Here is a 21,431-nt window from a genome sequence, read left to right as displayed (position 1 = left end):
AGGCCACACTTGTTCTGACACGTGTGTCGCTACATATTCCTGCCTTATATCGCAGATTCAGTGCACATTTGTGGCGATCAACCCGGCTATGTTCCACTTGGTTCTGACATCTATGTTCGATAGGAGCTGCAATGACAGTCGCGCTCAGCGATGAAGAGACCATGCTGGTCGAAACCGTGCGGGCCTTCGTCGACCGCGACGTCAAGCCCACGGTCCGCGCAGTCGAGCACGCCAACGAGTACCCGGAAGCGTGGATCGAGCAGATGAAGCGGATCGGAATCTTCGGGCTTGCCGTGCCCGAGGAATACGGCGGTTCACCGGTATCGATGCCCTGCTATGTAAAAGTGACCGAGGAGTTGGCCCGTGGCTGGATGAGCCTGGCCGGTGCGATGGGCGGACACACCGTGGTCGCCAAGCTGATCTCGTTGTACGGCACCGAAGAACAGAAACAGAAGTACTTGCCACGCATGGCGAGCGGGGAGATGCGTGCCACGATGGCGCTCACCGAACCTGGTGGCGGCTCCGACCTGCAGGCGATGACGACCACCGCACGAGCCGAGGGCAACGAGCTGGTGATCAACGGCGCGAAGACCTGGATCAGTAACGCGCGTAGGTCCGGCCTCATCGCACTGCTGTGCAAGACCGATCCACAAGCGCAGCCACGCCATAAGGGCATCTCGATAGTCCTGGTCGAACACGGTCAGGGTCTGACCGTCTCGCGCGACCTGCCCAAGCTGGGCTACAAGGGCGTGGAGAGTTGCGAATTGTCGTTCGACGACTGCCGGGTACCGACTTCGGCAGTCCTCGGCGACGAGCCGGGCAGAGGATTCGCCCAGATGATGAAAGGCCTTGAAACGGGCCGTATTCAGGTTGCATCGCGGGCACTGGGGGTGGCAAGCGCAGCACTCGAGGACGCGCTGAAATACGCGCAGGAGCGGGAGAGCTTCGGCCAACCGATCTGGAAGCACCAGTCGGTCGGCAACTATCTGGCTGACATGGCCACCAAACTCACCGCGGCGCGCCAACTCACCCGCTACGCCGCAGAGAAATACGACAGCGGTGAGCGATGCGACATGGAGGCCGGGATGGCCAAGCTATTCGCATCGGAGGTCGCCATGGAAATCGCGCTCAACGCCGTCCGAATCCACGGCGGCTACGGCTATTCCACCGAATACGACGTCGAGCGCTACTTCCGCGACGCACCTCTCATGATCGTCGGCGAAGGCACCAACGAGATACAGCGCAACGTGATTGCCGCACAGCTGGTCTCGCGGGGCAAACTCTAGACGCCGGCGAGTTGCCGATCGACCGCCCCCACCCGCGGGAAGTTGAGCATCCGGCGGGCGTTCTCCTCGACGATCAGCCTGCACTCGTCGTCGGGTACGTCGGCAAGGACCTCGGCTGCCCGCTTGCGCGAGTTCGGCCAGTTGGAATCGCTGTGCGGGAAGTCGATCTCGAGCATGATCCGGTCGATGCCGATGCTGTGCCGGTTCGTCAGGCCGTGCTCGTCGTCGATGAAGCATCCCCAGAAGTGCTTGCGGAACAGATCCGAAGGCCGGGTGTCGAAGTCAATCTTCTGGTAGTAGCGGTGCCGCTCCCACACGTAGTCGGTTCGCTCGAGGATGTAGGGCACCCAACCGATGCCGCCCTCAGCGAGCGAGATCTGCAGATCCGGGAACTGCTGCAGCTTGCCGGAGAACAGCAGGTCGACCGTGGACCACATCAGGTTCGTGGAGAATAGTGCCGTCGCGACCGCGAACGGTGCGTCGGGCACCGCCATCTGCCCCGGGACCGGCTTGATCGTCGAGAACGAGAAACCCGGCACGAACGAGCCGGACCCGAAGTGCAGCGACACCGGCATCTTGGCGTCCGAGCAGACCCGCCACAAGCCGTCCCAGTGATCGGAGTGGAACGACGGCAGACCCAGCGGCACCGGGCTGTCCGGGAACGAGATCGTGCGCGCGCCCTTGGCGGCGACGCGCTCTGCCTCGGCCACACATGCGTCGATATCCCATGTCGGCAGGATCGCCAGCGGGATGTAGCGCTCGGGCGCCACCGCGCACCACTCGTCGATGTAGAAGTCGTTCCACGCCTTGACGCACAACAGCGCCAGGTCCTTGTCCTCGGCACGCTGGAACGTGCCGCCGCCGAATCCCGGGAACGACGGGAAGCACAATGCCGACTGCACACCGTCGAGGTCCATGTCGGCGACCCGCGCGACCGGGTCGTAGCAGCCAGGAATCATGTCCTCATAGCGGACGGGATCCATGCCCCACTCCTCGGGCGGTTTGCCGGCGACCGCGTTCAGGCCGATAGTCGGGAAGACCTGACCGTCGTAGTGCCACAGATGCATGCCGTTTTCCTCGACGATGCGCGGGCCCTGTTCGAGGTATTTCTGCGGCAACCTGTCCTGCCACACGCGTGGGTGCTCGACCAAGTGGTCATCAACGGACACGATCTGGTGGTCATCCTGAAGCGGCATGATGCTCCTTCGCATCTGAGGATCAGTCGTATTTTTCTGACATATCGTCTTGTTTTCTGACGGTTCGTCTCACAGACTATATGACACACGCCACATCCGTCCAGCAGTTGAGAGGCGCGACATGGAATCCACGGACCGACCCGCCGAAGACGCAGGCCGGAACAAGGTCGATGAAGACGACCACGATCTGTTGACCTTCGGCGAAGCGGGCGAACGACTGCGCCTCGAAATCGCCGCGGCTGCGCGAGAGGTGCAAGGCCTGCAGCAATCCGGGCCGGTCGAGGCGCTCGAGAAGGCCCAGGCCCGCCTCGATGCACTGCGGTCCGCTGCAGCCCGCAACAGCGCGCAGCCCATAAACGACGCCAACTTCGAGAAGTTCTTCGGCTATCCGGGCAAAGCCAAGCGCAACCTGCCCGGAGCGCCGTCGGCCCGATGAGCGTGTCGGCGCTGACGGATAATTCACACATGGCCCGCACTCCCGACAAGTTGCGGCGCTCCGGCTATGCCCCCGCCGCCAATCACGGTGTGGGACGCCGCGGCCTGCACACCCGCGAGCGCATACTCGGATCCGCCGCGGAAGTGTTCCTGGCCAACGGATTTCACGCCACCTCACTTGACGCCATCGCGAAGACGGCCGGCGCCTCTCGTGCGACCGTGTATCAATACTTCGCGGGCAAGGAGGAGATCTTCCGCGAACTGAGTGCGCTGGCCGAACGCGACGTGCTGGCACACGGTGAACACCTCGGTGAACTCGGCCCGACAGTCGACGGAGTGGATGCGCTGCACCGTTGGCTCGTCGCATGGGCGGATATCTACGACGCCCACGCCGCGGTGTTCGCCGAGTTTCCAGGCATCGGCACGGCCACCGGGTTGGCCGTCATCGATGCCAGCTCGGCCGCCGCCCAGTTCCATCAGACCGTCACCGATCGGCTGCGGCGGACACGCCTGCGGGATCTGGAAGCCGACGATGCGGCCGCAGCACTCGGGCGGATCCCCCACATGGTTCACCTCTACCGGTACCGGGACATGTTCCCTTTGCCCGCTCGCGCGACCGTGACGTGGTCGTTGACCGGTGCATTGCAGCTGATGCTGTTCCCCGAGACCCCAGCCGACGTGTTGCAGGTGGTAGCACCGGCAAGAGACGGATGCGCGCGAACCACGCCCCGCGCCCTCGACAATGCCGCGGCGACACCGGCGGCCGTCGAGGCGTCGGGATCGCCGATTCCGCAGGATGTGCTGTCGGTCAGTTCGGCGTTGTTCGCCGAACGCGGCTACTACGCCATCGGCATGGAGGAGATCGCGGCCGCCGCCGATGTCAGCCGCGCGACCTTGTACCGGTACTTCAGCACCAAGGACAAGATCCTGGCCGAACTGACCCGCCGAGCAGTCGCCGAGATCGAGAAGCACGCCGCCGCCCTGCCTGCCAAGGCCGCGGATTCGCTGACCGAATGGATGCGTGGCTACGTCCGATTCCATCGCACCTACCGCGGCGTGATCCGGGCGTGGTTCGACGGCACGGTCGCAGAACAGCTCTCCAACGCCGATGTGGACCACGGTATCGGCGCGATTTTTCAGGCGGTTGCCGCGTTGTTGTCCACCGTCGACCTGCCGCCCGGCATCGACGCTGACGTGGCAGGCGCGGTGTTCGTGGCGGTCCTGGGCCGGATGTCCGAGCCGACGGGGGCTAGCGGACCGAACAGCGACGAGCAGGCCGCTGAGTTGATGGTCAAGCTGTTGCGCCGTTCGCTCCTGCGTAAAGCGTGAACATAGGAGCTCAGCCGGCGGCGCCCTTCAGCTCGGCGCGCAGTCGCTTCTTGTCCACCTTGCCGCTGGCCAGTACAGGCAGATCGGCGACCAACACCAGTCGACGAGGCACCTTGTAGCGCGCCAGTCGTTGCCGCACGCCCTCTTGCACCATTTCCAGCGTCGGCGACGCACCGCCGCGCGGCACCACAACGGCGCAGACCGCCTCGCCCCACTTGTCGTCGGGCACCCCGACGACCGCGCAGGCGGCTACTCCGTCAACCGCACTGACCGCATCCTCGACCTCGGGCGAATAAATATTCTCCCCGCCGCTGATGATCACGTCCTTCTTGCGGTCCATCAAATAGAGCAGCCCGCGCTCGTCCAGTCGACCCATGTCGCCGGTGCGACACCACCCATCCTGCAGCGTCGCCTGCGTCGCCGCCGCGTCCTGCCAGTAGCCGCGAAACATCGAGTCGGACCGCACGACGATCTCACCTGCCTGCCCCACCGGCAGGACGCCACCGTCCGCATCGACCACACGTACCCGGGTGTCGGGAAATGGGAAGCCAACCGAGCTCAGCCGCTCGGCAGCGTTGGGGTCGTCCAGGATGTGCAGTTCGCGGGGCAGTCCAGAGACAATGGCTTCCGTCTGTCCGTAAAGGTTGAGGAAACCCGCGTCCGGTAGAACGGCGAGTGCCCGCCGCAGGATAGCCGCGGTCATCGGCGCAGCCGAATAGACCACCGTTCGAACCGATTCCACCGCCAAGCGATCACTCACCTCATCGAGGAGCGCCCTGAGCATGACCGGCGCCAGATGCAGCACCGTGATGCGCTCGTCGGCGATCAGCCGCACCGCATCGGCCGCGTCGAACTGTTGCTGCAGCACCACGGTTCCGCCTCGAGCATGCAGTCCACCGATAATCCCGAGCGCACCGAAGTGGAACATCGGCATGTTGATCAGCCCGCGATCGGCGCTGCCGCAACGCATCTCGTTGTTCATGGTGAATGCGACCCTACGCATCTCTCGCTGTCCGAGGATGCAGCACTTGGATGCGCCGGTCGTGCCGCTGGTGAACAGCAGATACGCGGTGTCGTCCGGCCGGGCTACGAAGTCGGGCTCCCCACTGCGGCCTTCCTCCATAAATCGTTCGTAGCCCGTGATCCCCTGCGAAGCCTGTCCGCCGATGACCACCAACATCGGCGGCGACGGCATATCCGCGATGAGATCGCCGATCACCGGCACGAACTCGGCGGCGCAGAACACGATCGACGGGGCGACGCGCCGCAGCGCATCATCCATCTCGGGTGGCGAAAGCCGAAAGTTGATGGTGGCCATGATGATTCCGCCGAGTTGGGCGGCCGCGTTCAGTTCGCCGAACTCGATGCTGTTGCGGCTCAACACCGCGATGCGGTCCTGGCGCTTCACCCTGTTCGCGGCCATGGCCGACACCAATCGGGCTGCCCGGTCCCGTAATTGTGCGTGGGTCACGGTGCGCTGGCCGTACCGGTAGGCGACGACGTCGGGAAAGCGGACCGCGTTGTCGGTCACGATGTCACCGAGCGTCATGTCGTCGACTTCGGCCCTCGACATGGGCTACCGGCTACTCAGCAGCATCGATCCGGCCACCGGCCCGCCGCCCACACCGACGGCCACCACCTCGGGGGTGCGGGGCGCCTGCCGATCGCCGCCCTCGCCCCACAGCTGGACACACGCCTCATGCAGGAAGCCCATTCCGTGCAGCCGACCGCCGGAGAGTTGCCCGCCACTGGTGTTGATCGGCAGCGAACCGTCCAGTGCGATAGCCGAACCGTCGCCGACGAACTCGCCGACCTTGCCGTGCTCGCAGAAGCCCATCGCTTCCAGCCACATCACGGTCAGGAAGGAGAAGCCGTCATAGAGCTGGGCCATGTCGACATCGGCGGGGGTCAGGGTGGTGTGCTCCCACAGCGTGGCCGCCGAATCGTGCGCGGCCATCGTGGTGATGTCGCAGCGCTGATCCCAGGTCGCCCGCTCGAACATCCCGGACCCGACGGACTCCACCGTCAGCGGGTGTCGCGGCAGACCATTGGCGGCGTCGCGGCGCGACACGATCACGGCGGTGGCCCCGTCGCAGGGCACATCGCAGTCGTAGAGGCACAGCGGCTCGGAAATCATCCGCGCTTCAAGGTAGTCGTCCATCGTCATCGGTTCGCGATAGACCGCATCGGGATTGAGTCCGGCGTTGGTGCGGGCGTTGATCGCGATGCGGCCGAGGTGCTCGCGGGTCAGACCGAAGTCGTGCATATAGCGCTGAGCGGGCATCGCCAGCCAGTTCGCCGCCGACAGTGCGCCAAAGGGCGCCATCCACTCAAGGTGCGGGGGCAATTCCCCGCCGCCGAACAGCACCGAGGCGCGGCCGCCGCCGGCCTGCTGCGCGGCGGTGGACTCCCACACCGACCGATACACCACGACATGGTTGGCCAGCCCGAGCGTGACCGCCATACAGGCCTCGATTGCCGGCCCGATCTGCCCCGCTGTCTCCATCGCCGAGACGTACCAGCGGGAGCGCAGTCCGAGTGCGTTGCGGACCTCCTGGACGGTGGCACCGGAGAATCCCGCGTCCGGCACACCCGGTCCCGGGTAGCTGGCGATCCCGTCTACGTCGTCGACGCTCAGCCCGGCGTCGGCGATCGCCCGCAGCACCGCCTCGAGGGTGAGGTCCAATCCCGTCCGGCCCAGCCTGCGGCCGACCTGCGACTTACCCGCTCCGGTCAGGACGGCTTTGCCGTTGAACGGGCCACTGGTCACCAGACGAACCTAGCGATCAGTTCGGCCACGGCGGCCGGTTTGTCGACTCCGTCGATCTCGACGGTGTGTCGCACGGTCAGGTTCACGGTGTCGTCGGCGACCTTGGTGGCGTCGGCGAGGTCAGACCGGACTCGGATGCGGCTACCGGCGGTGACCGCGGACAGGAATCGCACCTTGTTCAGTCCGTAGTTGATGCCCATCTTGGCGTTCTCGACGCGGTAGTTGTCCTTGCTCACACCGGGGATGAGCGAGAGCGTGAGAAAGCCGTGCGCGATCGTTGCGCCGTAAGGACTTTCGGCCTTGGCCTTCTCGACGTCGACGTGGATCCACTGATGATCCATCGTGACGTCGGCGAAGGCGTCGATCCGGCTCTGGTCGATTTCCACCCACCGGCTGACGCCCAGTTCCTCACCGATCGTCGCGAGTGCATCGTCCACGGACCTGATCACCTTCATCGCTGCTCCCAACGTCGCCTGCGCCGATATACCGATATCTATTTAACGGTATAGACTGGCCTCGCTCGTCGGGCAAGCAGCCCGTCAACTCTGACGACTTGGGAGACACATGGCCACCACCACGTCCCGCGCAGCGATAGTGGCCGCTGCCCGCACACCGATCGGAACGGCGCGCAAGGGCACGCTGGCCAACATGCCCGCGATCGAGCTCGCCAAACCCGTCGTGCAGGCCGTCGTCGAACGCTCCGGACTGGACGCGGCGGACTTCGACGACCTGGTGCTGGCCGAGAGCATGCAGGGCGGCGGCGACAGTGCCCGCTACATCGCGGTGGCCCTCGGCATGCTCGACATTCCCGGGCTCGCCGTGAACCGCCAGTGCGCATCGAGTCTTTCGGCCATCGCCGTGGGCGCTGGGCAGATCGCGTCCGGGATGAGCCGCGCCATCCTGGCCGGCGGTATGGAGTCGCTGTCGACCGGCCCAATCATGCAGAAGCGCAAGCTCTTCACCACAGGCAAGTCGCCCGAGGACTACTCGCAGTGGTTCCCCGAGTCGCATCCGCCGACTGCGGAAGCGCCCGCCATGGACATGTCCATCACCGTCGCGCACAACTGCAACCTTCAGTACGGGATCACGCGCGAGGACCAGGACAAGTGGGCGCTGCGCAGCCATCAGCGTGCGATCAAGGCCATCGACACTGGGGCGTTCACCGACGAGATCATCCCGCTCCAGGTGCCCCAGGCCGACGGCAGCGTAATTACCTTCGCCGAGGACGAGCATCCACGCCGCGGGAGTTCGATGGAGTCGCTTGCCGGGCTGAAGGTGCTGCATCCTGAGATCGACGGCTTCACCGTGACGGCAGGAAACTCCTCCGGGATCAACGATGCCGCGGCAGTGGTCGCGCTGGCCAGCCCGGACACCCAGCAGGATGTGCTGGCAAGCGTGCTGTCCTGGACGCAGGTCGGACTGGACCCGACGCGGACCGGCAGCGGGCCGATCAAAGCTATCCCGAAGGCGCTCGAGTTGGCGGGCCGCAAGCTCGAGGATGTCGCACTATTCGAAATCAACGAGGCGTTCGCCGCCCAGGCGGTGGCGTGCGCGCGCGAACTCGGTCTCGACGAGGAGATCGTCAACGTCTACGGCTCGGGTATCAGCCTGGGCCACCCGATCGCCGCAACCGGCGCCCGCATGGTCACCTCGGCGATCTACGAATTGCGCAGGCGCGGTGGGGGTATCGGCGTGCTGTCGATGTGCGCCGGCGGTGGTATGGGTGCCGCGATGGTCATCGAGGTGGCCTGAGATGACCGCACTGATCACCGAGGGACTGTTCCGGGTCGACGGCGGCCGTGCGGTGCTGTTCGCTTCGCGCAGGCGTTCGTCGGGTGCGGTGAAGTTCCCGGCAGAGCGGCCCGAGCTGTTCGACGGCGACTCCGACATTCAGCAGGACATCGAGCCGATCGAATTGTCCACCGCGGGAACGTTGTACACGTATACGACGCAGGAGTTCCCGCCACCGCTGCCCTACAAGGGCAATCGGGATCCGAAGGTGTTCCAGCCGTATGTGGTGGGCTTCGTCGAGCTGGCCGAGGGCGTGCTGGTGGAGACGCTGATCGTCGACGCGACCGCCGACGAACTGCGGATCGGCCAGCGCCTGGTCTCGACCACCACCACCCTGGAGACCGCCGACGGTCAATCGCTGGTGACCTTCGCGTTCCGACCGGCCGAGGAGAGTTAGAGTCCATCCAGTGACGGACCTGGGCTCTCCGCAATTCGGGCTTCATCCCCTGCACGGCGTGCACGAACCCACGACCGGCAATCCGCCGCGCCGGCCGCGATCCGCGCGCCGGACCACGTCGATCGACATGACCCGCGACGAGGGCTCGCTGGACCCGGTGTATCTGAGTGGGCGGGCGCGCGATCTGTGGACAGCCGGCGACAAAACGGTGACCGAACTCGGCTCCGCGACACTCTCGGCCACCATCGAGCTGGTCGCCCGGGTCGTCCGTCACATCGAGGTGACGCCAGCCGTCGTCGCGATGTCTCGACTGGCGGGCGCACCCGCGATGAGCGGGTTCCGCGCCGCGGCCGACGTGGTGGCTCCCGAGCTGCGGCTCGCCCGCGACCTCCGCTACACCCTGCTCGATGACGTTCCCGTCACCACGCTGATCTCCGGCCACGCGCTGTCGGCGTCCAACCTGCTCGGCGATGTCGCGAAGTCCGGGTACTACCTGCCGGTCGCTGACCAGTGCGCCGGCTTCGCGACCGGGGGTCTGCTAATGACTTCGTTCGAGGCGGGCGATCCCGCGATCGTCACCGGCCCAAAGGCTCCCGACCTCGACCACGGCCAGGATCCTGGGGACCCCTGGGCCTGGCACGAAGTGGCGGCGCTGCCGCGCCACGCCATGCGCCGCAGGCGGCGCATCGACGTCTACGAAGAACGCGCCGGGCGAGTCGGCATCGATGCGATGTTCCGCGACACCTACGTGCGAAGCGACGGGGTGGAGACGATCATCCACGAGTACACCCTGGACGCCGTCGTGGACACCGAGACCGGCGTCATCGTCGATTCGCGGGCCACACCGCGCGTGCTGCCGTGGCAGGAATGCCCCGGAGCCGTCGCCAGTGCTGCGCGAATCACCGGAATGACGTTGCAGGAACTTCACTTTCGTGTGCGCCGAGAATTATGCGGCACCAGCACATGCACCCACCTCAACGACCTGCTGCGTAGCATGGCCGATGCCGAGGCGTTGATACGCCTCACGAAGGAAGCCTGAGCGCGTCAGCGCGGGCCCGGCGTCGCGTCGCCCAGCTCGTCGGGTTGAGCGGGAGGTGTGGCGGACTTCGGCCTGGTCGCGCCGTCAGTCTCGTCGATGTCCTCGAGGGACGCCTCGTCGGTGATCGGTTGGCTGGTATCGAATCCTGACATGGCTACTGAATAGCCAGAATCCCGGCGTTCAATCCTCTAAGCGTTGGCGAACGAGAACGTACGTGTGCGGCTAACCGTCAGCGTGGTCACGTGATTCGTTGCGGGTGGCCAGATCACTGTTCCCTGCGAGATCACACCGCGAATGTCCCGATAGGCGGTGAAGGTGTCAGCCACCACGCACGCATGGATTTCAGCGCGTTGTGCGGCGTCACCCTTCACACCATCAACGACGACGGCGATTGTGGCGGAATCGAAGTCGACCACCCGCGCCGGTAGGGCCAGCAACTGGCCGTCGGTGTCGACGACACAGATCGCGCCGGACGGTCCTTGCGCCAAGAACTCGGCTAGTTCGTCCTCGGCCATCGCAATCGGGCCGGAGCTGCGCGGATTAGGCACGTCGATCGGGGAGATCTGCGGCGCGGATCTGGTTGAGCGTCAGGCCGATGAAGCACCGCTTGCCGCTGAGGAGGCGGTCGCGGACGTTCGTCACGACCGCCTCCGGCACGCGTTGATCCGGTGAGCTTTCGCCGATGAGTTCGTCGACCTCGGCTGCGGACGGTTGGTAGACGGACGCATGACCACAAACAGAGACCCAACCCTCGTCGTCGCCGACTAAGCAGGCGACCTCGGGAGCCGAGCGCAGGTGTTGGACCTTGGCGCTTTTGGCGTAGGTGGCGAAGTAGAGGCAGCGGGTGGCGGAGCGATAGGCGACCGAACGCATGGCGTAGCCGATCGGCCGTCCGGCGCCGTCGCGGCAGAAGAGAAACACGCGGTGGTTGGCACGGATGAGCTCGATGACGTCCGGCGCGTCGAGCGACAGCGGGGTCACGACGCGAGCGGCCCGGACGTAACCGCCATCGCGACGACCATCTCCGCGACCACCGCGATCATCTCGTCGCGGTCGACGGCCACGGTCTGCCGGTGCACCGTGTGCCAGGCGCGGTCCAGCAGCCCCATCACCGCGACGCCGATGACGTCTGGCGAGTGTGTGCCGTTTCCGGCAATCGCCTGGCCAAGCTTCCACGACGCCCGAGTCACCATGCGGTTGCGGGAGTTTCGGAAATCGTCGTCGTCGGGCGCCGACTGCGCCGAAGCGAGTACGAACGCGCCGTGGTGATCCATGTAGTCGAAGTAATGACCGACCCAGGCCCGGATGTCGGCTGGGCCGAACGCTGCGTCGGCCTCGGCCCATTCCGCGATGACGGCCAGGGCTTCGCGGTAGGCGTTTTTGCCGAGGACGTTGAAGATCTCGCGCTTGTCTTTGAAGTAGGTGTAGAAGCCGGCCCGAGAGATGCCACACGCCTCAGTGATCGCATTGACCGGCGTGCCCGCGTAGCCGCGTTCCAGAAACAGGCGGCGACTGGCGTTCAGGATCGCCGCGCGGGTGCGCTCACCGCGGGTGGGGTCCGATTCCCGTTCGGTGGCCGAAGCCGAGGTCACCGTCATGCGGCGACCTTATATGACAGTGTCGTCAACTGCAATCAATACACCTATTCGACAAATCATGGCATGGAATCATCCGAACTTGACACAAGTGTCAAGTTCGGCGAAGCTCATAGCCAAGCCCAAAAGTCGAGTAGCGAGAGGCACCACGATGACGCAGTTCACCGACGCACCGATCTTCGATGCCGATCAGCACATGTATGAGACCCCCGATGCGCTGACGAAATATCTGCCGGAGGAGTTCCAGTCCAAGGTGCAGTTCGTCCAGATCGGCAGGCACACCCGCATCGCGATCCTGAACAAGATCACCGACTACATGCCGAACCCGACGTTCGAACGGGTCGCAGCCCCCGGCGCGCACGAGAAGTTCTACTCGGGCCAAAACCCCGAGGGCCTGTCGATGCGAGAGATGTCCGGTCGTGGCATCGACACCCCGCCGGGCGCGCGCAACCCCGAAGACCGGATCGCCGAACTCGACCGCCAGGGCGTCGACGCGTGCCTGAACTACCCCACGCTGGCCAATCTGGTCGAGCATTCGGCGGCCGAGGATCCCGACCTGACGGTAGCGATCATCCATGCCCTCAACCAGTGGATGCTGGAGCACTGGGGCTTCAGCCACGCCAATCGGATCTATTCGACCCCGGTGCTCAACCTCGGCATCGTCGACGAGGCCCGGCGCGAGCTCGAGTACATCCTCGACAACGGCGCCAAGGTCGCGCTGATCAAGCCGGCGCCGGTGAATGGCTACAAGGGGTGGCGCTCCCCCGCGCTTCCCGAGTTCGACCCGTTCTGGCGCGACGTCGAGGACGCGGGGCTGCCAATCGTGTTGCACGCCAGCCAACCTCCGCTGCAGGAGTACATCGACAGGTGGGAGCCGCCGTCGACCAGTAGCGCGTTCGAGATGTCGGCATTCAAGTGGACGGCGCTGGGCCACCGCGAGATCGCCGACATGTTGACCAGCCTGATCTGCCACGGCACGTTGACCCGGTTCCCGAAGCTGCGCATCGCCAGCGTGGAGAACGGCAGCGCATGGATCAAGCCGCTGTTCGACGACCTGCAATCGACATACGGCAAGATGCCGCAGAACTTCCCCGAGCATCCGCACGACGTGTTCCGACGCAACATCTGGGTCAGCCCGTTCTGGGAGGGTTCCGTGGCCGACGTCGTACAGACCGTCGGATGGGACAAGGTGATGTTCGGCTCGGATTGGCCGCATCCCGAAGGCTTGGCGGAGCCAAAGCGCTATTGGCAGTACGCCGAGGGTATGGACGAGCGTCGCACCTATGACTTCATGGGTGACAACGCCCGTCGCTTCATGGGGCTGCCGATCGCCAACCCCGACCCGGAGGCCGTCAAGCCCCCGCAATTGGCGAATGCCTGAGTCACCGACAGTCCACAGCAGCCAATAGCGCAGGAGGCCACACGCAGCGCAAACAGGCATTTAGTAAGCACGGCTAACTTTTCGGGTAGGCTCGGAATAGCTCGTTTCGCCGAGAGCCACGAAAGGGACCGTGATGGCCAGAACCGATAATGACACGTGGGACATCAATGAGAGCGTCGGCGCTACCGCGTTAGGGGTTGCCGGCGGGCGGGCCGCGGAGACCAACAGCGCCGATCCGCTGATCAGCGATCCCTACGCAAAACTGTTCCTCGAAGCTGCCGGCGACGGCATCTGGCGGGTTTATCTGGACGATGAGTTACCGGCCGAATTGGTCGGTGCCGATCCACAATTCGAGGACCGGATGCAGGCGATGCTGGGCTATACGGCGTGCCGGACGAAGTTCTTCGACGACTACTTTCTGGCGGCGGCCGGCGAAGGCATCCGGCAGATCGTGATCCTGGCGGCCGGTCTGGACTCACGCGCCTGGCGACTCGCCTGGCCCGCAGGGTGTGTGGTCTACGAGATCGATCAGCCGAAGGTGCTGGAATTCAAGACCGGCACCTTGAATTCGCATGCGGTCGACTCGATCGCTTCTCATGTCAGCGTCGGCATCGACCTCCGTCTGGATTGGCCGAAGGCACTGGTGCAGGCTGGGTTTGACGCGTCGGCCCCGACGGCGTGGTCGGCGGAAGGGCTGTTGCCTTATCTAACAGCCGATGCCCAGGACCTGTTGTTCGATCGAATCCAGTCGCTCAGCGCTCCTGGGAGCCGTGTCGCGGTCGAAGCGTTCACCAACGAGTTCTTCAGCCCAGAGAGTTCCGCGCGCCGCGAGGAGCAAACGGAACGCTACCGACAGGCCGCAATCAAGCTGGGCGGCAAAGACATCACCGAGTCTGGCAACCTGCTCTATGAAGAAGAGCGAACCGAGGTCGTCGACTGGCTGCAAGCGCATGGCTGGACTGTCACCGCTGCGACGAGCGCAGAGGATCTGATGGCCGCAAGCAACCGAGCCGTCCCGGCGGCCCTCGATGCCGCCGTCCCGGAAAGCGTGTTCGTCGAAGGCCGGCTGCGCTGACCCCAACGACCCGCCCGATATGCTAAACGGCCTGGCCTCGAGACAGCGGCCACTCCCCATTCGCTGTCAGTCGCTGGCAGGCAGCGGCTTGGCTTCCTTGAGCGCCAACGGCTTTCCCCCGACGCTGAGTGAACCGGCGCCGGCCTTGGTGACCAGCACCTCGGCGTCGCCGTCGTCGACGTAGCGCTTGCCCATCGTGGTGCCGTCGGCGAAGGCCGGGTCGAGCGTGGCGTCGGCGGGCCGCTCGGCGTCCAGTGGCAGCATCGGCCGGCCTCCGCAATGCAGATCGTCGAGGCTTTCAGCGGCTTTGACCACGATCACCTGGGTATCACACACCTGGCTCCGCAGGCGCGTGCCGTTCTTGATCATGTCGGACTCCTTGTTGTTGTCTGGGAGAGTTGTTGTCTGGGAGACGGATTCAGTGCTCGGCTGCCGCCGGCTTGAGGTCTTCGAGGATCTCCCGGCGCAGCACCTTGCCGGTCGGCGTGGTCGGCAGCTCATCCCGGAACACGATGCGGTCCGGCGTGCGGGACCCGCGCAGCTTGTTGCGGGCGAACTCGCGCAACTGCTCGGGTGCCGGCGCGGCACCCGCCTCGGGCACGATCACCGCTACGATGGCCTGCCCCCACTCGGCGTCATCCAGCCCGACGACGACGACCTCCCGGACGTCGGGGTGCTCAATCAGCACGTCCTCGACCTCCGACGGGGCGATATTCTCGCCGCCCCGGATGATGGTGTCGTCGGACCGCCCTCCGATGAACAGGTAGCCATCCTCGTCCAGCATCGCGACGTCCCTGGTCGGGAACCAGCCGTGGTCATCGAGCACCGAACCGATCTCGGTGTAACGGCCCGACACCTGGGGGCCGCGCACGAACAGCTCACCCGTCTCGCCCGGCCCTAGCACGGTGCCGTCCCCCGCTCGAATCTGCACCTCGATGCCGGGGACCGGTCGACCGACCGAAGTCAGTCGACGGGCGACGGCGTCGTCTCGCGCCTCGTGGGCCAGGCGATGGTCGTCGGGTGTGAGCACCGCAATGGTCGAACTGGTCTCGGTCAGCCCGTAGGCGTTGACGAAGCCGACCTGCGGTAGCAGGTCGAGCGCCCTTCGGACCAGGGGTCGCGCCACCTTCGATCCGCCGTACGCGAAGTTGCGCAGCGTCGGAAGCTCGGCAGACTGCTCCTCGAGGACCGCCACAATGCGGGACAGCATGGTCGGCACCACCGTTGCGGTGGTGACCCGCTCGTCGCGGACCAGTCGAACCCATTCGTGCGGATCGAACCGGCGCAGGTACACGATCGCCCGTCCGGCATACAGGTTTGACAACGCGGCCCCGACCCCCGCGATGTGATAAGGCGGGACGCATACCAGCGCCGCATCGGCGGGATCGGCGGAACCGAATTCGACAGTGCCGGTGACATAACTGGTCAGGTTGTTGTGAGTCAGCTCAACTGCTTTGGGCCGCGACGTGGTACCAGAGGTGAACAACACGACCGCCACGTCGTCGGGGTCGGCGAAGACCGAGACGGGCTCGGTGGATCGTGCGGACTCGATGAACTCGTCGGACGTCATCAGCTGCTGCCCGAAACCGGCCACGATCTCGCGGTACTCGGCGTCAACCACGACCAACGGTGAGGGCAGCCGATCGATGAGTTCGCGCAGCGCCTCTGGACTCAGCCGATAATTCAGTGGCGTGAACGCCGTGTTCGCGCGCGCCGAAGAGAACAACAACAGCGGGAGTAGTACTCCGCCGGTGCCGACGTAAGCGACATGGGATGCCCCAGATGCGACGATAACCCCTGCACCGCCGTCGGCGAGTTCGCTGAGGTCGGCGGTGGTCAATCGAATGTCGCCGTCCACCACGGCAACCCGGTCGGGATCACCCGACGCCGCCATCTCCAGCAGCAAAGAAATACTCAACGCCCTCAGCCCTCACCTGCGAGTTGATGCCCTAACGCCGTTAGTGCGCAGTGATCCGATTCTAGACCCGCACCGACTAATCAGATATATAGTTATAGGCTTAGTGGTATCTGAGTCAACGCGCGCTCCCGTCGACGGCTGGTTCGACAGTGACGCCTGCCGGAAGGAACACGATGAGCAGCACGCCCGACATCGCCATCATCGGCGTTGGACTTCACCCGTTCGGGCGGTACGAGGACCGGTCGGCGCTGGAGATGGGCGCCGTGGCGATCAGCAGGGCACTGCGCGATGCCGGGGTGGCGTGGTCCGACGTGGGCAGCCTGTATGCGGGCAGCCTCGAGGTGGCCAATCCCGAGGCGGTGACGGGGTTGGCCGGGATGACCGGCCTGCCGGCGCGAGCCACGTTGAGCGGCTGCGCGACCGGTAACTCGCTGTTGACCCTGGCCGCGCGAGACGTCCAACTCGGCGAAGCCGACATTGCGGTCGGCGTCGGGCTGGACAAGCACCCGCGCGGCGCGTTCGGCGCCGACCCGTCGGTATCGGGGTTGCCGCAGTGGTACGGCGATCAGGGCATGTTCCTGACCACGCATTACTTCGGCACCAAGATCATGCGCTACATGCACGATCACGGCATCACCGAGGAAACCCTGGCCCGCGTTGCCGCCAAGAACTTCGACAACGGAGCGCTGGCGCCGCACGCATGGCGCCGCAAGCCGATGAGCGTCGACGCGATCCTGAGCTCTCCGGTCGTGAACGCACCGCTGCGTCAATACATGTACTGCAACCCGAACGAAGGCGCTGCCGCCGTCGTGGTGTGCCGGGCAGATAAAGCCAAGCAGTACACCGATACCCCGATCTACCTGCGCTCGACCGCGCTGCGCAGCCGCCGCGAAGGCGCCTACGAACTGCTGCGTACGTCGATCGAGCTGCCGATCGTGCCCGGCACCACCGCGGAGGCCGCCCGCGCCGCCTACGAGTTGGCCGGGATAGGCCCCGAGGACGTCGACGTCGCGCAATTGCAGGACACCGACTCGGGTTCCGAGATCATCCACATGGCCGAGACGGGGCTGTGCAAGGACGGCGAACAGGAGGCGCTGCTCGCTGACGGCGCCACCAAGATCGGCGGACGGCTGCCTATCAACACCGACGGCGGCCTGCTGGCTAACGGCGAACCGGTCGGCGCGTCCGGCCTTCGCCAGGTCTACGAGCTCGTCCAGCAGTTGCGCGGTATCGCCGGTGACCGTCAGGTGCCGAACGATCCGCAGGTCGGGCTGGCCCAGCTGTATGGGGCCCCCGGAACCGCAGCCGTCGCCATCTTGTCCAAGTAACCGCCATCCCGAAGGGAGTACTGCCGATGACCGACACCCAGGCGGAATCGCGCCCGCGCGCCGAGGTCGACCTCGACCACCACTCACCCGAGTTTCGCGATGACCCCTACGGCCGGTTCCGTCAGATGCGCGAATCAGGCTGTCCAGTAGCATATTCCGAGCACTACGAAGGCTTCTGGGCGTTGGTCGACTACGCATCGGTCTTCGAAGCGGCCCGCGACGACGACCTGTTCAACTCTTTTCCCTCGGTCGGTGTGCCCGCCAGTGAGCTGCCATTGCCGATCCTGCCGATCGAGTCGGATCCTCCCGAGACGCAGGAGTTGCGCGAGGTCACCCTCAAGCGATTCTCCCCGGGTTCGGCGGAACGGTTTCGTGAGTCCGCCATCGAGATGACCAATGAGGCGATCGATGCCTTCATCGAGCGGGGTGAGTGCGACCTCGTCGGCGAGCTCACGACGCCGCTGCCGGCGCGGTTGATCTTGCGGCTGTTGAACTTCGACGAGTCGCGGTTCATGGACTGGGTCGGCTGGGTGCACACCACCGTGCACGACCGTGCCCATGACCCGGAGAAGGCCGGAATCGCGGGGATGGAGATGTTCGGCGAGATCGTCAAGCACATGGAGCAGCGTCGGGCCGAGGGACTCGGCGATGACCTGTTCAGCGACATCCTGCGCGGGACGCTGAACGGCGGACCGCTCGACGATGGCCAGATCACCATGTACACCGTGCTGATGATGCTCGGTGGTATGGACACCACCAGTGGCTTCACCGCCAATGTGCTGTTGCGGCTGTGCAAGGACGCCGAGCTGCGCGCCAAGTTCACCGCCGATCCGAGCCTGGTGAAGAAGTCCACCGATGAGCTGCTGCGCCTGTACACGCCGACGCTCGGCCTGGCGCGCACTGTCTCGCGCGACGCCGACTTTCACGGCCAACACCTGTGCCAGGGCGACCGGGCGATCCTGATGTGGGCTGCGGCGAACCGTGACCCCGCAATGTTCGAGAACCCCGACGAACTCGACCTCGATCGCCCAAATGCCAAGAAGCACATGGCTTTCGGTGTGGGCATGCACCGCTGCCTTGGGTCGCACTATGCCAAGCTGATGTTCGACGTGATGATCACCCAGGTGCTCAAGCGGCTACCCGACTTCGAGCTGGCCGGTGAGGCGAAACTGTTCGAGGACGCGGGCGAGGTGTACGCCGTGCGCGAACTGCCGGTCAGTTTCACGCCCGGGCCGCGGGTGGGCTGACGGCCGGCCGGGACGGGAGGAACGCGGTGACGGCTGGCACCATCGCCGGGCTGCTGGACGAGTGCGCCGCCGGCCGGCCGGATCGCCCGCTGCTGCGCGACGTCGACGGCGAGACACTCACCGTGTCGCAGGTCGCCGGACTGGCTTCGGCTGCCGCGGGATGGCTGACAGATGCCGGTGTACGTCCCGGCATGACGGTCGCCTGGCAGCTACCCTCACACGTCAACGCGGCGGTGGTGATGCTGGCGCTGGCCCGCATGCCCGTTGTGCAGGCCCCGGTGTTGCACCTCTATCGGTGCCGCGAGGTGTGCGCGGCGGTCGACGTCGCGCGCGCTGACATCCTGCTGGTTGATGAGTCGACGGCCGCCAATGCCGCACCAGGGCTACCGACAATCACGGTGCCTGCCGACCTTGTCCGCCGACTCCAGACGTCGCCGGTCACAAGCGCCGAGTACGAAGCGCTCCACTCCGCAGCGGAGCCGCGCTGGGTGTACTTCACGTCGGGCACCACCGGGCGCCCGAAAGCCGTGCGTCACTCCGACGCCACCTTGCTCAGCGCGGCCCGCGGTTATGTCGCGCATCTTGGTGTGGGCAGTCATCCGCGGGAAGTCGGCACCATCGCATTCCCCATCGCCCACATCGGCGGCATGGTCTACCTCGCCACCGCTCTGTTCGGCGACTTTCCGGTGGTGCTCATCCCTAAGGTTTCCGCAGCCGACCTGCCCCGGGTGCTCGCCGAACGCCAGGTGACGGTGACCGGAGCGAGCACCGCCTTCTACCAGATGCTGCTGGCGGCCCAAATGGCCGCGCCGACAAGCGAATTGCTGATGCCGTCGCTGCGGATGCTGATCGGCGGGGGTGCCGCGTGTCCGCCCGAGGTGCACAGACAGGTGCGTGAGCACCTATGCGTTCCGGTCGTGCATGCCTACGGAATGACCGAGGCGCCGATGATCTGCGTCAGCGAGGCCACCGACACCGACGAACAACTGGCCAACAGTGCCGGCCGACCCATCCCTGGATCACAGGTGCGGATCGCAGCGAGCGGCGAGATCGAGCTGCGCGGCGACAACCTGACACCGGGATATCTGCAGTACGACCAGTGGGCCGACGCGCTCACCGCGGACGGGTGGTTCCGCAGCGGCGACCGGGGACACCTTCGCCCGGACGGCCGCATCGTGGTCACCGGTCGCACCAAGGATTTGATCATTCGCAAGGGCGAGAACGTCGCCCCTGACGAGATCGAGAACGAACTGCTGGCCCACCCTCTGGTCGACGAAATCGCCGTTCTCGGCCAGCCCGACGAACTGCGCGGCGAGCTCGTGTGCGCGGTCGTGCGTCGTTCGCCACGCCATCGCGACGTCACCCTCGACGAGCTCTGCGCATTCCTCGACGAACGCGGGCTGATGAAGCAGAAGTGGCCCGAGCGGCTCGTCCTCGTCGACGAGTTCCCGCTGACGGGGCTCGGCAAGGTCGCCAAGTCCGAGCTGGCCCGGCAGATCGCAGGAGGAACCCGATGACGGCGTTGTCCGCTGACGAACGTCAGGAACTCGCGCAGTCGGTGCGCTCCGCCTGTGAGCGACTGGCATCCGAGGACCGAGTGCGCGCCGTCGCATACGGCGAGGGCGACCGCGGCGGCGGAGCCGGACATTCCGGCTTCGACACGGTGCTGTGGGACGTGCTGTGCAACCAGGTGGGGATAGCCGCCATAGCACTGCCCGAACACCTGGGCGGCGCCGGTTACGGCGCGTCAGCGCTGGGCGTGGTCGCTCACGAGCTCGGCCGCGCGCTGGCCCCGGTGCCCTTCGTCAGCTCCACGGTGCTGGCCACCGGCCTGCTGCTCGACCTGACCGAGCGCGACCCGGATGCCGACAAGCGACTCACCGGGCTCATCGAAGGTCGCCGCACCGCCGCCGCCGCCCTTACCGGCGACGGCGGGTTGTGGCGACGGTCCGCGGTGACGCTGAGCGCCACCCGTGCCGGGGATGATTGGAACCTCGACGGCACGGTGCGCCACGTGCTGGGCGGCTCCGTTGCCGACGACCTCGTCGTGGTCGCCATCGACGAAGATGGCGAGCCGGCGGTGTTCCTGCTCGACCCGACGATCGACAGCGTCGTCGCGAAGGCCGAACGCGTGCTCGACCGCACCAGGCCGATGGCCACCATCACGCTGAGCTCGGCGCCGGCACTGCGGCTGTCCGGCGACGCACCCCTTGGCGACGTCGTCGACCGCAACGTCGACATTGCGCTGGCGGTGTTGTCGGCGGAACAGGTCGGCGCCTGCGAGCGGGTGCTCGAGATCGCCACCGACTATGCCCGCACGCGTGAGCAGTTCGGACGGCAGATCGGCAGCTTTCAGGCCATCAAGCACAAGTGCGCCGACATGCTGGTCGATCTCGAGTGGGCGCGCTCGGCCTCACAGGCGGCCCTGGAAGCTCTCGACGATCCGGACTCCGCGGCCGCCGGCGAAGCGGGCTGGCGGGCGAGCATGGCGAAGGCGGTCTGCTCAGAGGCGCTGCGCAACGCGACTAAGGCAAACGTCCAGATTCACGGCGGCATCGGCTTTACCTGGGAGGATTCCGCACACCTGTACTTCCGGCGCGCCCGCACGGACGAGGTGATACTCGGCACCCCGGGCCAGCACTGG

Annotated in this window: 21 protein-coding genes and 1 pseudogene; 12 read left to right on the top strand and 10 right to left on the bottom strand. The window is 65.8% G+C overall.

The window, feature by feature from the left end; translation table 11 throughout:
* The first annotated feature begins 131 nt into the window (after nucleotides 1–131).
* Nucleotides 132–1,286 (top strand): acyl-CoA dehydrogenase family protein, encoded by a 1,155-nt coding sequence (locus tag P6281_RS08480; protein WP_324738733.1) that lies wholly within the window; start codon nucleotides 132–134, stop codon nucleotides 1,284–1,286.
* On the opposite strand, the gene P6281_RS08475 is transcribed toward P6281_RS08480, so the two are convergent.
* Nucleotides 1,283–2,482, bottom strand: a complete 1,200-nt coding sequence (locus P6281_RS08475; RefSeq protein ID WP_009953793.1) for an amidohydrolase family protein — start codon at nucleotides 2,480–2,482, stop codon at nucleotides 1,283–1,285. The two genes, P6281_RS08480 and P6281_RS08475, sit on opposite strands and share 4 nt — an antisense overlap.
* A gap of 121 nt (nucleotides 2,483–2,603) precedes the next feature.
* Here P6281_RS08475 and P6281_RS08470 point away from each other — a divergent pair, with 121 nt between their 5' ends.
* Complete coding sequence (locus P6281_RS08470; RefSeq protein ID WP_009953792.1) at nucleotides 2,604–2,918, top strand: hypothetical protein; 315 nt, start codon at nucleotides 2,604–2,606, stop codon at nucleotides 2,916–2,918.
* Between the two features lie 29 nt (nucleotides 2,919–2,947).
* Nucleotides 2,948–4,246: a TetR/AcrR family transcriptional regulator gene (locus tag P6281_RS08465; RefSeq protein ID WP_163714777.1), complete on the top strand. Its 1,299-nt coding sequence runs from the start codon at nucleotides 2,948–2,950 to the stop codon at nucleotides 4,244–4,246.
* A gap of 10 nt (nucleotides 4,247–4,256) precedes the next feature.
* Here P6281_RS08465 and P6281_RS08460 read toward each other — a convergent pair whose 3' ends face one another.
* From P6281_RS08460 to P6281_RS08450, 3 genes are read right to left on the bottom strand one after another with little or no spacing between them, the layout of a single operon-like run.
* Nucleotides 4,257–5,819 (bottom strand): class I adenylate-forming enzyme family protein, encoded by a 1,563-nt coding sequence (locus P6281_RS08460; protein WP_324738732.1) that lies wholly within the window; start codon nucleotides 5,817–5,819, stop codon nucleotides 4,257–4,259.
* Nucleotides 5,820–5,822: 3 nt separating this feature from the next.
* A complete protein-coding gene (locus P6281_RS08455; protein WP_163714771.1) occupies nucleotides 5,823–7,016 on the bottom strand; it encodes a thiolase family protein in 1,194 nt (397 codons plus the stop codon).
* On the bottom strand, nucleotides 7,013–7,471 hold the full coding sequence (locus P6281_RS08450; RefSeq protein ID WP_163714768.1) for a MaoC family dehydratase: 459 nt from the start codon (nucleotides 7,469–7,471) through the stop codon (nucleotides 7,013–7,015). Before P6281_RS08450 ends, P6281_RS08455 begins: the two co-directional genes overlap by 4 nt.
* A 109-nt stretch (nucleotides 7,472–7,580) precedes the next feature.
* Here P6281_RS08450 and P6281_RS08445 point away from each other — a divergent pair, with 109 nt between their 5' ends.
* Genes P6281_RS08445 through P6281_RS08435 form a run of 3 tightly spaced genes read left to right on the top strand, consistent with a single transcriptional unit; the run spans nucleotide 7,581 to nucleotide 10,243 of the window.
* On the top strand, nucleotides 7,581–8,768 hold the full coding sequence (locus P6281_RS08445) for a thiolase family protein (protein ID WP_324738731.1): 1,188 nt from the start codon (nucleotides 7,581–7,583) through the stop codon (nucleotides 8,766–8,768).
* A 1-nt stretch (nucleotide 8,769) separates the two neighbouring features.
* On the top strand, nucleotides 8,770–9,204 hold the full coding sequence (locus tag P6281_RS08440) for a Zn-ribbon domain-containing OB-fold protein (protein WP_163714764.1): 435 nt from the start codon (nucleotides 8,770–8,772) through the stop codon (nucleotides 9,202–9,204).
* Nucleotides 9,205–9,214: 10 nt separating this feature from the next.
* Entirely contained in the window at nucleotides 9,215–10,243 is a 1,029-nt protein-coding gene (locus P6281_RS08435) for a DUF2889 domain-containing protein (protein ID WP_324738730.1), read from the top strand.
* 5 nt (nucleotides 10,244–10,248) lie between these two features.
* Here the strand turns inward: P6281_RS08435 and P6281_RS08430 are convergent, their stop codons facing one another.
* From P6281_RS08430 to P6281_RS08415, 4 genes are read right to left on the bottom strand one after another with little or no spacing between them, the layout of a single operon-like run.
* Nucleotides 10,249–10,395, bottom strand: a complete 147-nt coding sequence (locus P6281_RS08430) for a hypothetical protein (RefSeq protein WP_317727752.1) — start codon at nucleotides 10,393–10,395, stop codon at nucleotides 10,249–10,251.
* A gap of 36 nt (nucleotides 10,396–10,431) precedes the next feature.
* The gene (locus P6281_RS08425) at nucleotides 10,432–10,758 is read right to left on the bottom strand and encodes a hypothetical protein (protein WP_163714759.1); all 327 of its coding nucleotides are present in this window, start codon (nucleotides 10,756–10,758) and stop codon (nucleotides 10,432–10,434) included.
* 25 nt (nucleotides 10,759–10,783) lie between these two features.
* Nucleotides 10,784–11,224 carry a pyridoxamine 5'-phosphate oxidase family protein gene (locus P6281_RS08420; RefSeq protein WP_163714756.1) on the bottom strand — a complete coding sequence of 147 codons (441 nt, stop codon included), beginning with the start codon at nucleotides 11,222–11,224 and terminating at the stop codon, nucleotides 10,784–10,786.
* The gene (locus P6281_RS08415) at nucleotides 11,221–11,841 is read right to left on the bottom strand and encodes a TetR/AcrR family transcriptional regulator (protein WP_324738729.1); all 621 of its coding nucleotides are present in this window, start codon (nucleotides 11,839–11,841) and stop codon (nucleotides 11,221–11,223) included. The genes P6281_RS08420 and P6281_RS08415 overlap by 4 nt, the downstream gene beginning before the upstream one ends.
* A gap of 148 nt (nucleotides 11,842–11,989) precedes the next feature.
* Between P6281_RS08415 and P6281_RS08410 the strand changes: the two genes are divergently transcribed.
* Nucleotides 11,990–13,219, top strand: coding sequence for an amidohydrolase family protein (locus P6281_RS08410; RefSeq protein WP_324738728.1), 1,230 nt, complete (start codon nucleotides 11,990–11,992; stop codon nucleotides 13,217–13,219).
* Nucleotides 13,220–13,352: 133 nt separating this feature from the next.
* Nucleotides 13,353–14,294, top strand: coding sequence for a class I SAM-dependent methyltransferase (locus tag P6281_RS08405; RefSeq protein ID WP_324738727.1), 942 nt, complete (start codon nucleotides 13,353–13,355; stop codon nucleotides 14,292–14,294).
* 66 nt (nucleotides 14,295–14,360) lie between these two features.
* Here P6281_RS08405 and P6281_RS08400 read toward each other — a convergent pair whose 3' ends face one another.
* Nucleotides 14,361–14,663 (bottom strand): hypothetical protein, encoded by a 303-nt coding sequence (locus P6281_RS08400; protein ID WP_317727755.1) that lies wholly within the window; start codon nucleotides 14,661–14,663, stop codon nucleotides 14,361–14,363.
* A gap of 49 nt (nucleotides 14,664–14,712) precedes the next feature.
* Nucleotides 14,713–16,212 carry a class I adenylate-forming enzyme family protein gene (locus P6281_RS08395; protein WP_317727756.1) on the bottom strand — a complete coding sequence of 500 codons (1,500 nt, stop codon included), beginning with the start codon at nucleotides 16,210–16,212 and terminating at the stop codon, nucleotides 14,713–14,715.
* Nucleotides 16,213–16,385: 173 nt separating this feature from the next.
* On the opposite strand from P6281_RS08395, the gene P6281_RS08390 reads away from it, so the two are divergent.
* The 4 genes and pseudogenes from P6281_RS08390 to P6281_RS08375 form a co-directional block, all read left to right on the top strand.
* Nucleotides 16,386–17,540 (top strand): thiolase family protein, encoded by a 1,155-nt coding sequence (locus tag P6281_RS08390; protein ID WP_073875854.1) that lies wholly within the window; start codon nucleotides 16,386–16,388, stop codon nucleotides 17,538–17,540.
* A gap of 26 nt (nucleotides 17,541–17,566) precedes the next feature.
* Nucleotides 17,567–18,787: a cytochrome P450 gene (locus tag P6281_RS08385; protein ID WP_317727757.1), complete on the top strand. Its 1,221-nt coding sequence runs from the start codon at nucleotides 17,567–17,569 to the stop codon at nucleotides 18,785–18,787.
* Between the two features lie 26 nt (nucleotides 18,788–18,813).
* Nucleotides 18,814–20,304, top strand: a complete 1,491-nt coding sequence (locus tag P6281_RS08380; RefSeq protein ID WP_317727758.1) for a class I adenylate-forming enzyme family protein — start codon at nucleotides 18,814–18,816, stop codon at nucleotides 20,302–20,304.
* Nucleotides 20,301–21,407 (top strand): annotated as a pseudogene (locus P6281_RS08375) (acyl-CoA dehydrogenase family protein); the annotation flags it as partial. The gene P6281_RS08380 and the pseudogene P6281_RS08375, both read left to right, overlap by 4 nt.
* Between the last annotated feature and the right edge of the window lie 24 nt (nucleotides 21,408–21,431).

This window comes from Mycobacterium sp. 5-140-3-2 (genome assembly GCF_035666375.1).
Lineage (GTDB): Bacteria > Actinomycetota > Actinomycetes > Mycobacteriales > Mycobacteriaceae > Mycobacterium > Mycobacterium intracellulare.
This window is presented reverse-complemented; position numbering and strand designations above follow the sequence as displayed.